16 protein-coding genes are annotated in these 10,232 nt (G+C 68.0%); 14 read left to right on the top strand and 2 right to left on the bottom strand.

Annotated features, from left to right (window positions below; all coding sequences use genetic code 11):
* Positions 1–440: 440 nt before the first annotated feature.
* Positions 441–899 (bottom strand): ATP-binding protein, encoded by a 459-nt coding sequence (locus ACFWR9_RS36630; protein ID WP_383850220.1) that lies wholly within the window; start codon positions 897–899, stop codon positions 441–443.
* 144 nt (positions 900–1,043) lie between these two features.
* Between ACFWR9_RS36630 and ACFWR9_RS36625 the strand changes: the two genes are divergently transcribed.
* The gene (locus tag ACFWR9_RS36625) at positions 1,044–1,889 is read left to right on the top strand and encodes a helix-turn-helix domain-containing protein (RefSeq protein WP_383850217.1); all 846 of its coding nucleotides are present in this window, start codon (positions 1,044–1,046) and stop codon (positions 1,887–1,889) included.
* Positions 1,886–2,074, top strand: a complete 189-nt coding sequence (locus ACFWR9_RS36620; RefSeq protein ID WP_383850214.1) for a DUF397 domain-containing protein — start codon at positions 1,886–1,888, stop codon at positions 2,072–2,074. Before ACFWR9_RS36625 ends, ACFWR9_RS36620 begins: the two co-directional genes overlap by 4 nt.
* 117 nt (positions 2,075–2,191) lie before the next feature.
* On the opposite strand, the gene ACFWR9_RS36615 is transcribed toward ACFWR9_RS36620, so the two are convergent.
* Positions 2,192–3,736 (bottom strand): FMN-binding glutamate synthase family protein, encoded by a 1,545-nt coding sequence (locus ACFWR9_RS36615; RefSeq protein WP_383850212.1) that lies wholly within the window; start codon positions 3,734–3,736, stop codon positions 2,192–2,194.
* Between the two features lie 635 nt (positions 3,737–4,371).
* On the opposite strand from ACFWR9_RS36615, the gene rpsJ reads away from it, so the two are divergent.
* From rpsJ to rplN, 12 genes are all read left to right on the top strand, one after another.
* Entirely contained in the window at positions 4,372–4,680 is a 309-nt protein-coding gene (gene rpsJ / locus ACFWR9_RS36610) for a 30S ribosomal protein S10 (RefSeq protein WP_014054162.1), read from the top strand.
* Between the two features lie 17 nt (positions 4,681–4,697).
* Positions 4,698–5,342: a 50S ribosomal protein L3 gene (gene rplC, locus ACFWR9_RS36605; RefSeq protein ID WP_351389526.1), complete on the top strand. Its 645-nt coding sequence runs from the start codon at positions 4,698–4,700 to the stop codon at positions 5,340–5,342.
* Positions 5,343–5,349: 7 nt separating this feature from the next.
* Positions 5,350–6,009 (top strand): 50S ribosomal protein L4, encoded by a 660-nt coding sequence (rplD, locus tag ACFWR9_RS36600; RefSeq protein WP_383850208.1) that lies wholly within the window; start codon positions 5,350–5,352, stop codon positions 6,007–6,009.
* Entirely contained in the window at positions 6,009–6,428 is a 420-nt protein-coding gene (rplW, locus tag ACFWR9_RS36595; RefSeq protein WP_383850205.1) for a 50S ribosomal protein L23, read from the top strand. The genes rplD and rplW overlap by 1 nt, the downstream gene beginning before the upstream one ends.
* A 40-nt stretch (positions 6,429–6,468) precedes the next feature.
* The gene (gene rplB / locus ACFWR9_RS36590) at positions 6,469–7,305 is read left to right on the top strand and encodes a 50S ribosomal protein L2 (RefSeq protein ID WP_217167008.1); all 837 of its coding nucleotides are present in this window, start codon (positions 6,469–6,471) and stop codon (positions 7,303–7,305) included.
* 12 nt (positions 7,306–7,317) lie between these two features.
* Positions 7,318–7,599 (top strand): 30S ribosomal protein S19, encoded by a 282-nt coding sequence (gene rpsS / locus ACFWR9_RS36585; RefSeq protein ID WP_055418366.1) that lies wholly within the window; start codon positions 7,318–7,320, stop codon positions 7,597–7,599.
* 44 nt (positions 7,600–7,643) lie between these two features.
* On the top strand, positions 7,644–7,991 hold the full coding sequence (gene rplV, locus ACFWR9_RS36580; protein ID WP_030619142.1) for a 50S ribosomal protein L22: 348 nt from the start codon (positions 7,644–7,646) through the stop codon (positions 7,989–7,991).
* The gene (rpsC, locus tag ACFWR9_RS36575; protein WP_383850201.1) at positions 7,991–8,845 is read left to right on the top strand and encodes a 30S ribosomal protein S3; all 855 of its coding nucleotides are present in this window, start codon (positions 7,991–7,993) and stop codon (positions 8,843–8,845) included. Before rplV ends, rpsC begins: the two co-directional genes overlap by 1 nt.
* A gap of 5 nt (positions 8,846–8,850) precedes the next feature.
* A complete protein-coding gene (gene rplP / locus ACFWR9_RS36570) occupies positions 8,851–9,270 on the top strand; it encodes a 50S ribosomal protein L16 (protein WP_161182738.1) in 420 nt (139 codons plus the stop codon).
* Positions 9,270–9,494: a 50S ribosomal protein L29 gene (gene rpmC / locus ACFWR9_RS36565; protein ID WP_383850198.1), complete on the top strand. Its 225-nt coding sequence runs from the start codon at positions 9,270–9,272 to the stop codon at positions 9,492–9,494. The genes rplP and rpmC overlap by 1 nt, the downstream gene beginning before the upstream one ends.
* A complete protein-coding gene (gene rpsQ / locus ACFWR9_RS36560; RefSeq protein ID WP_383850195.1) occupies positions 9,494–9,781 on the top strand; it encodes a 30S ribosomal protein S17 in 288 nt (95 codons plus the stop codon). Before rpmC ends, rpsQ begins: the two co-directional genes overlap by 1 nt.
* Positions 9,782–9,887: 106 nt before the next feature.
* Positions 9,888–10,232: 50S ribosomal protein L14 (gene rplN, locus ACFWR9_RS36555; protein ID WP_383850192.1), on the top strand; the 345-nt coding region annotated here is incomplete at its 3' end.

Raw genomic sequence — 10,232 nt, 5'->3', positions numbered from 1 at the left:
CCCGAGGATCGGACCCACCGATGGCGACCGCACACGGCCACGCCGCGCCCGAAAAGCCCGAAACACTCAGGCAACCACAGAATTCTAGAGACGCTTCCTGGAGCACCACCGCACCTGAGTCGGCCGACTTCGCTGTGGCGCGGCTGCACGACTGAGCCCACTGGGAAGAGGCCGGCGAGGGCCCGCTGGGGCAACTGCTTGCTCGGCTCGACACACGCTTCCGCGCTGCCACCCTCCCCGACCCTGAGCTTTCGCTCCGCCCGTGGGTACGCCCGACGACGGAGAGGCCGGAGGAGGAACTCGGCGAGTGGTGGAAGCGCAGGCCGGTACGCGTCCCCTGGGCCGACTGATCACCCGGACCGCACGCGCACGGTGGGCCGGGCCGCGCCTTGAAGGCCGGCCTGTACGCCCGTCTCGCACGCGCTGAGCGGCGTCACCGGTCACCGGGGCGGGACGAGTGGCCGGGATCCGGTGGGTCCGGTCCCCACCTCGGCCCAGACGGTCTTGCGCGGAGGCAGGCCGGGGACGACTCCCCAACGGTCGGCGAGGGCCTCCACGAGCAGCAGGCCGCGGCCGGACTCGGCGTCGGGCGCGGCCTGCTGCGGACACGGCAGCCGGTCACCGCGCGTGTCGGTGACCTCGATGCGGAGCGTGTCGCCGACGACGTACAGCAACAGCCGGAAGTCCCGGCCGGAGACCCGGCCATGGGTGACGGCGTTGGCCGCCAGCTCCCCGACGATGAGCTCCGCCGGGTGCGACGGCAGTCCCCACGTGCGCAGTTGCTCGGTGGCGAGCAGTCGGGCGAGACGGGCGCCGCGAGGCGTGGGGGACAGCTGGAGGCTGAAGTTGCGGACGGGGGTGGCGAGTCGGGGCGCGGGGCCGCGGGATTCCTGATTCACGTAACTCAGCGTGTCGGAACCTGCTTCCGTGGGTGAGTGGCAACGCCTGTACGTACCGTCACTGTCCCGGCCTTTGTCTCGGCTGTCTCGGCTGTCCCGGGCGTTGTACGAGTACGAGTACGCGTACGCGCCGGAGGAGGAGCCGTGGACAAGGGTGTCGACGAGGCGGGCTGGGATGTCGAGCCGGGCGACGAGATCGAGCCGGTGGTGCAGGCGGTGGGACGCCTGCTCAGGGTCTGCCGGGAGTCGGCCGGGGTGAGCGTGTCCGAGCTGGCGGCAGCCCTCGGGTACGGCGAGGACATGATCCGCAAGATGGAACGCGGGGCCCGCATCCCCCGCCCGGAGTACCTGGACCGGGCGGACCGGATCCTGAAGGCGCAGGGGCATCTGAGGGCCTTCATGGAGGACATGAGGAAGGCCCGGTATCCGAAGAAGATCCGGGAGCTGGCAGACCTGGAAGGGCGGGCGGTGGAGATGCTGCTGTACAGCAACCACAACATCCACGGCCTCTTGCAGACCCTGGAGTACGCGCGAGCGATGTACGACATGAGGCAGCCCGCGCTCGCAGAAGATGTCGTGGAGCGGGAAGCCGCAGCACGCATGGCTCGAAAGGCCGTCTTCGATCGGGACCCCACCCCGACGCTCAGCTTCGTCCAGGAACAGGTGACGCTTGAACGCCCCTACGGTGGGAAGATGGTGCTGCGTCGGCAACTCGAACACCTCTTGGAGGTATCGAAGTTGAGGAATGTCACGTTCCAGGTCATGCCGACCGACCGTGAGGAGCACGCCGGGGCGGCGGGCCTGGTTGAGGTGCTGAAGTTCGCCGACGGCACGGCGATCGGACGTTCCGACGGCGCGTTCAACGGCCGCCCGGTCTCGGGCCCCAAAGACCTCCGGATCCTTGAACTGCGCTATGGCATGATCCGGGCGCAGGCCCTCACGCCGAGGGAGTCGCAGGCCTTCATCGAGCAAGCACTGGGGAGACTATGAGCACCGCCGAACTCCACTGGTTCAAGAGCAGCTACAGCAGCAGCAACGAACCCGGCGACTGCCTCGAAGTCGCCCCCACCCCCGCCACGGTCCACGTCCGTGACTCCAAGAGCGCATCCGGTCCGCAGCTCGCGCTCGCGCCGCGGGCGTGGGCGGACTTCGTGACCTACACGTCACGGAGCTGACCCGCCTCGCTGCCCGGCGGAACGTGACGGTGGACCCGTGTGCCGGGGTGGACGTCCCCGGCGGCAGCGCCCGGTAGGTCCCGGCCGGCCGAGACCTACCGGGCGCCGCGCGGTGCGTCAGGCGCCCGATGTCCGGGCGGAGGCCGGCTCGGTGGTGAGCAGTGCGGTGATCTCTTCGGCGAGGTGCGGGCCGAGCTCGCCCCAGCCGTCCTTGTAGCCGTAGACGCCGAGCAGGGAGCGGGCGTCGTAGTCGCCGTTCATGATCTCGACGTCGGTGGCCTTGATGAGTGCCGGGTGGGCGACGCCGACGGCCGCCGAGAGCTTCATCAGCTCCTTGCGCAGGGTGGTCAGGTAGGCGGCGGTCCGGGTGGCCTTCGAGGTCGGGTCGATGCCGCGGGCCAGCCGCTTGTTCTGCGTGGCGATGCCGGTGGGGCACTTGTCGGTGTGGCACTTCTGCGCCTGGATGCAGCCGATCGACAGCATCGCCTCACGGGCCACGTTGATCATGTCGGCACCCAGGGCGAAGGCGACCGCGGCGTTCTCGGGCAGGCCGAGCTTGCCGGAGCCGATGAAGGTCAGCTCGTCGGTCAGTCCCAGCTCGGCGAAGGTGCCGTAGACCCGGGAGAAGCCCATCCGGAAGGGCAGCGACACGGAGTCCGAGAAGGTCAGCGGCGCCGCCCCGGTGCCGCCCTCGCCGCCGTCGATGGTCACGAAGTCGACGCCACGGTCACCACGCGCCATCAGCGTGGCCAGCTCCTGCCAGAAGCCCATCTCGCCCACCGCGCTCTTGATCCCGACCGGCAGACCCGTCTCGGTGGCCAGCAGTTCGACGAAGTCGAGCATCGAGTCGACGTCGCCGAACGCGGTGTGCCGGGACGGGGAGGCGCAGTCCTCGCCGACCGGGATGCCGCGGATCTCGGCGATCTCCGGGGTCACCTTCTCGCCCGGCAGCATCCCGCCAAGACCCGGTTTGGCGCCCTGGGAGAGCTTGATCTCTATCGCCTTGACCGGGGCGCCGGCGACCACGTCCTTCAGCTTGTCGAGGTTGAACCTGCCGTCCTCGTCGCGACAGCCGAAGTACGCCGTACCGAGCTGAAGGATGAGGTCACCGCCGTTGCGGTGGTACGGCGAGATGCCGCCCTCCCCCGTGTTCTGCAGCGTGCCCGCCAGCGCCGCCCCTTCGTTGAGCGCGGTGACCGCCGCGCCGGAGAGCGATCCGAAGCTCATCGCCGAGATGTTCACCACGCTCGCGGGCCGGAACGCCTTGGCGCGCCCGCGCGGACCGCCCAGCACCTTGGCCGAGGGCAGTAGGGCCTGCGGGTCGTGCATGTCGGGCAGCGTGTCGGCGAACGTGCGCTGCTTCAGGTACGCGTGCCCCTGCATGTGCTCGACGTCGTTGTCGGTGCCGAACCCGAAGTAGTTGTTCTCCGCCTTCGACGACGCGTAGATCCAGGTGCGCTGATCACGGCTGAACGGACGCTCCTCGTCGTTGGAGGTCACGATGTACTGCCGCAGCTCCGGGCCTATCGTCTCCAACAGGTACCGCGCGTGCCCGACCACCGGGAAGTTCCGGAGCAGTGCGTGCTTCTTCTGGACGAGGTCGCGGGCCGCCACCGCCGCCAGTGCGGTCGCGGTGGCCAGGACGATGTTCCGGGCGCGCATGAATGCTCCACTTCTCGATGATCGACTCCACCACCGGGCGGGCGGACGTCGCCGTGTCGTGTCGGGATTCGGGCGACGGGCACGGCCGGGCGGGCGTCGGGTCCGTCGGGGAACGCGACAGCCAATATTAGGAGTGCGCATAGGAGTGAGCGCGGACCGGGCAGGTCAGCAGGGCTTGGGGTCCGGGGTTGGAGTCCGGGCCTGGCGCGCGAGTTTGACCCCCGCCGCCCCCGGGGTATTCTCTCCGCCCCGATTGGCCAGCCCCCCGCCCCGTATGGCAGACTAACGGGGTTGCTCGGTCGAGTGCCGATGCTGCGCGCCTCCCGCCGGGAGGACCGGAAGCGAGTCCCACAGTACTCGTCGTCCCACGCATTACACCGAGAGGTGTAGGGGCGGACGTACGGGAATCTTCCGGGAAGTGTCAGCGGGGTACCGGCCAGGCGCCCGGTGGGCCTCTCGCCCCCGGTCCGCGGTTCCGGAAGGGCCCGCACCTCCCAGAGCAGGGATGTCCGGACAAGGGACATCTGTGTCAGCGAGAGTGCGACACGCCCGACCGCGTGGGTCGGAGGTGGGGAGTGGAGACACAAGGATCACCGGGTCCAGAGCGTTACGAGAGACAGGACTACTGAGTAGCCATGGCGGGACAGAAGATCCGCATCCGGCTCAAGGCCTACGACCACGAGGTCATCGACTCTTCGGCAAAGAAGATCGTCGAGACGGTGACTCGCACTGGTGCGTCGGTCGCGGGCCCGGTGCCGCTGCCCACTGAGAAGAACGTGTACTGCGTCATCAAGTCGCCGCACAAGTACAAGGACGCGCGCGAGCACTTCGAGATGCGCACGCACAAGCGTCTGATCGACATCCTCGACCCGACCCCCAAGACCGTTGACTCTCTGATGCGACTCGACCTCCCGGCCGGTGTCGACATCGAGATCAAGCTCTGAGGGCCGGTGATCTGAAGATGAACAAGCAGATCAAGGGCATCCTGGGCGAGAAGCTCGGCATGACGCAGGTGTGGGACGAGAACAACCGCGTTGTTCCGGTCACCGTCGTCAAGGCCGGCCCCAACGTCGTCACCCAGGTCCGCACGAACGACGTCGACGGCTACGAGTCCGTCCAGATCGCGTTCGGCGAGATCGACCCGCGCAAGGTGAACAAGCCCCTCAAGGGTCACTTCTCCAAGGCCGACGTCACCCCCCGCCGCCACCTCGTCGAGATCCGTACGGCCGACGCCGCCGAGTACACGCTCGGTCAGGAAGTCACCGCCGAGGTCTTCGAGTCCGGCGTGAAGGTCGACGTCACCGGCAAGAGCAAGGGCAAGGGCTTCGCCGGTGTCATGAAGCGTCACAACTTCAAGGGCCTCGGCGCCGGACACGGCACCCAGCGCAAGCACCGCTCGCCCGGTTCCATCGGTGGCTGCGCCACCCCGGGCCGCGTGTTCAAGGGCCTCCGCATGGCCGGCCGCATGGGCAACGAGCGGGTCACCACCCAGAACCTGACCGTCCACGCCGTTGACGCGGAGAAGGGTCTGCTGCTCATCAAGGGCGCGGTTCCCGGTCCGAACGGCGGCCTCGTCCTGGTCCGCACCGCGGCCAAGGGGGCCTGAGGTACCGATGAGCACTGTTGACATCCTTTCGCCTGCCGGCGAGAAGACCGGAAGCGTCGAGCTCCCCGCGGAGATCTTCGGCGTGGAGAAGATCAGCATCCCGCTGATCCACCAGGTCGTCGTCGCGCAGAACGCCGCTGCCCGCCAGGGCACGCACAAGACCAAGCGTCGCGGCGAGGTCCGTGGTGGCGGCAAGAAGCCGTACCGCCAGAAGGGCACCGGCCGCGCCCGCCAGGGTTCGACCCGTGCGCCGCAGTTCGCCGGCGGTGGCGTCGTCCACGGCCCGCAGCCGCGTGACTACTCGCAGCGGACCCCGAAGAAGATGAAGGCCGCGGCCCTGCGCCACGCCCTCACCGACCGGGCCCGCCACGACCGCATCCACGTCGTCACCGGCGTCATCGAGGGCGACAACCCGTCCACGAAGGCCGCCCGGTCGCTGTTCGGCAAGATCTCGGAGCGCAAGAACCTGCTCCTGGTCGTCGACCGCGCCGACGAGGCCGCGTGGCTGTCCGCCCGCAACCTGCCCCAGATCCACATCCTGGAGCCGGGCCAGCTGAACACGTACGACGTTCTCGTCTCGGACGACGTGGTCTTCACCCAGGCCGCTTTCGAGTCCTTCGTGTCTGGCCCCAACAAGGCCGCTGACACCGAAGGGAGCGAAGCCTGATGGCTACGCGTCACCCGAGCATCGCCCCCAAGGCGGCCAAGGCCGCCAAGGCCGCGCGCGTCGCCAAGGCGCGTCGCCACGAGGCCGAGGGCAAGAACACCGTCGTCACGCCGGTCAGCAAGTCGTTCACGGACCCCCGTGACGTGCTGCTGAAGCCGGTCGTCTCCGAGAAGAGCTACGCGCTCCTCGACGAGAACAAGTACACGTTCGTCGTCGCCCCGGGTTCCAACAAGACCCAGATCAAGGAAGCCGTCCAGGCGGTCTTCTCGGTCAAGGTCACCGGGGTCAACACGATCAACCGCCAGGGCAAGCGCAAGCGGACCCGCACCGGCTTCGGCAAGCGTGCCGACAGCAAGCGCGCGATCGTGACCCTTGCCGAGGGCGACCGTATCGACATCTTCGGCGGTCCGACCTCCTAACGGGGGTCCGGATCGTCCGGAATCGGACGAGGACTGAGAAATGGGAATCCGCAAGTACAAGCCGACTACGCCGGGCCGTCGTGGCTCCAGCGTCGCCGACTTCGTCGAGGTCACGCGGTCCACGCCGGAGAAGTCGCTGGTCCGCCCGCTGCACAGCAAGGGCGGCCGTAACAACGCCGGTCGTGTGACCGTTCGCCACCAGGGTGGCGGACACAAGCGCGCCTACCGTGTCATCGACTTCCGTCGGCACGACAAGGACGGCGTGCCGGCGAAGGTCGCGCACATCGAGTACGACCCCAACCGCACCGCGCGCATCGCGCTGCTGCACTACGCCGACGGCGAGAAGCGCTACATCCTCGCCCCGCGCAACCTGCAGCAGGGTGACCGCGTCGAGAACGGTCCCGGGGCCGACATCAAGCCGGGCAGCAACCTGGCGCTCCGCAACATCCCGGTCGGTACCACGATCCACGCGATCGAGCTCCGTCCCGGTGGCGGTGCCAAGTTCGCCCGCTCCGCCGGTGCCTCCGTGCAGCTGCTCGCGAAGGAGGGCTCGATGGCCCACCTGCGCATGCCGTCCGGAGAGATCCGCCTGGTCGACCAGCGCTGCCGCGCCACGATCGGCGAGGTCGGCAACGCCGAGCAGTCCAACATCAACTGGGGCAAGGCGGGCCGCAAGCGGTGGCTGGGCGTTCGCCCGACCGTCCGTGGTGTGGTCATGAACCCGGTGGACCACCCGCACGGTGGTGGTGAGGGCCGGACCTCCGGTGGCCGTCACCCCGTGTCCCCCTGGGGCAAGAAGGAAGGCCGTACTCGTTCGCCCAAGAAGGCGTCGAACAAGTACATCGTCCGCCGCCGCAAGACGAACAAGAAGCGCTAAGGACGGGTTGAGATGCCTCGTAGCTTGAAGAAGGGACCCTTCGTCGACGACCACCTGATCAAGAAGGTGGACACGCAGAACGAAGCAGGTTCCAAGAACGTCATCAAGACCTGGTCCCGTCGCTCGATGATCGTCCCGGCGATGCTCGGCCACACGATCGCGGTGCACAACGGCAAGACCCACATCCCGGTGTTTGTCACCGAGTCCATGGTCGGCCACAAGCTCGGCGAGTTCTCGCCGACGCGCACCTTCCGGGGTCACGTCAAGGACGACCGGAAGTCGAAGCGCCGCTAGTCAGCGGGGTGTGAATGATCATGACAAACACTGAAGGGACAACCATGGAAGCCAGGGCCCAGGCGCGGTACATCCGCGTCACGCCCATGAAGGCCCGCCGAGTGGTGGACCTCATCCGTGGCATGGACGCCACGGAGGCTCAGGCGGTCCTGCGTTTCGCCCCGCAGGCCGCGAGCGTGCCGGTCGGCAAGGTGCTGGACAGCGCCATCGCCAACGCCGCGCACAACTACGACCACACCGACGCCGACAGCCTCGTCATTTCCGAGGCGTACGTCGACGAGGGTCCGACCCTGAAGCGGTTCCGGCCGCGCGCCCAGGGCCGTGCCTACCGGATCCGCAAGCGGACCAGCCACATCACCGTGGTCGTCAGCAGCAAGGAAGGAACCCGGTAATGGGCCAGAAGGTAAACCCGCACGGGTTCCGGCTCGGCATCACCACCGACTTCAAGTCGCGTTGGTACGCCGACAAGCTGTACAAGGACTACGTCAAGGAAGACGTCGCGATCCGTCGCATGATGTCGAAGGGCATGGAGCGCGCCGGCATCTCGAAGGTGGAGATCGAGCGCACCCGTGACCGCGTGCGGGTGGACATCCACACCGCGCGTCCCGGCATCGTCATCGGCCGCCGCGGCGCCGAGGCCGACCGTATCCGCGGCGAGCTGGAGAAGCTGACCGGCAAGCAGGTCCAGCTGAACATCCTCGAGGTCAAGAACCCGGAGACGGACGCTCAGCTGGTGGCCCAGGCCGTCGCCGAGCAGCTGTCCTCCCGCGTCTCCTTCCGTCGCGCCATGCGCAAGAGCATGCAGGGCACGATGAAGGCCGGCGCCAAGGGCATCAAGATCCAGTGCGGTGGCCGCCTCGGTGGCGCCGAGATGTCCCGCTCGGAGTTCTACCGCGAGGGCCGTGTGCCCCTGCACACGCTCCGCGCGAACGTGGACTACGGCTTCTTCGAGGCCAAGACGACCTTCGGCCGCATCGGTGTGAAGGTCTGGATCTACAAGGGCGACGTCAAGAACATCGCCGAGGTCCGCGCCGAGAACGCCGCCGCCCGTGCCGGCAACCGCCCGGCCCGTGGTGGCGCCGACCGCCCGGCCCGTGGTGGCCGCGGTGGCGAGCGTCGTGGGCGCAAGCCGCAGCAGCAGGGGGCCCAGGCCCAGCAGCCCGCCGAGGCCCCCAAGGCCGACGCGCCCGCCGCTGCCGCTCCGGCCGAGGCCTCGTCCTCTTCTACTGGCGGAACGGAGGCCTGACCGAAATGCTGATCCCCCGTAGGGTCAAGCACCGCAAGCAGCACCACCCGAAGCGCCGTGGTCAGGCCAAGGGCGGTACGCAGGTTGCGTTCGGCGAGTACGGCATCCAGGCCCTCACGCCCGCGTACGTGACCAACCGCCAGATCGAGGCGGCCCGTATCGCGATGACCCGCCACATCAAGCGTGGCGGCAAGGTCTGGATCAACATCTACCCGGACCGCCCGCTCACGAAGAAGCCGGCCGAGACCCGCATGGGTTCCGGTAAGGGTTCGCCGGAGTGGTGGATCGCGAACGTGCACCCGGGCCGGGTCATGTTCGAGCTGTCCTACCCCAACGAGAAGATCGCCCGTGAGGCGCTGACCCGTGCGGCCCACAAGCTGCCGATGAAGTGCCGGATCGTCAAGCGCGAGGCAGGTGAAGCGTGATGTCGGCCGGTACCAAGGCGTCCGAGCTGCGCGAGTTGAACAACGAGGAGCTTCTGGCGAAGCTCCGCGAGGCCAAGGAAGAGCTGTTCAACCTCCGCTTCCAGGCGGCGACGGGTCAGCTCGAGAACCACGGTCGGCTCAAGGCCGTCCGTAAGGACATCGCGCGGATCTACACCCTGATGCGTGAGCGCGAGCTGGGCATCGAGACGGTGGAGAGCGCCTGATGAGCGAGAGCAACGTGACTGAAGAGACGAAGGCCGCCCGCGGCTTCCGCAAGACCCGTCAGGGTCTGGTCGTCAGCGACAAGATGGACAAGACCGTCGTCGTCGCCGTCGAGGACCGCGTGACCCACGCGCTGTACGGCAAGGTCATCCGCCGTACCAACAAGCTCAAGGCTCACGACGAGCAGAACGCCGCGGGTGTCGGCGACCGCGTCCTCCTCATGGAGACCCGGCCGCTGTCCGCGACGAAGCGCTGGCGCGTCGTCGAGGTCCTCGAGAAGGCCAAGTAATTTCCTGCGGGGCATCCCTCGCAGGTCAGTTCCGCCAGGCTCCGGGGTCCGTTCACCCGCAAGGTGAGCGGCCCCCGGGGAACCGGCAGACAATCAGGAGATAGACGTGATCCAGCAGGAGTCGCGACTGCGCGTCGCCGACAACACTGGTGCGAAGGAAATCCTTTGCATCCGTGTACTCGGTGGCTCCGGTCGCCGCTACGCGGGCGTCGGTGACGTCATCGTCGCCACCGTCAAGGACGCGATCCCCGGCGGCAACGTGAAGAAGGGTGACGTCATCAAGGCGGTCATCGTTCGCACCGTCAAGGAGCGCCGCCGCCCGGACGGCTCGTACATCCGCTTCGACGAGAACGCCGCCGTCGTTCTGAAGAACGACGGCGACCCACGCGGCCCCCCTATCTTAGTCCCGGTAGTCAGTGAGCTGAGCGATAATAAGTTAATTAAGAGAAAC

This window comes from Streptomyces sp. NPDC058534 (genome assembly GCF_042717365.1).
Classification (GTDB): domain Bacteria; phylum Actinomycetota; class Actinomycetes; order Streptomycetales; family Streptomycetaceae; genus Streptomyces.
The sequence above is the reverse complement of the archived record's forward strand: the minus strand, read 5'-3'. Positions and strand labels throughout refer to the sequence as shown.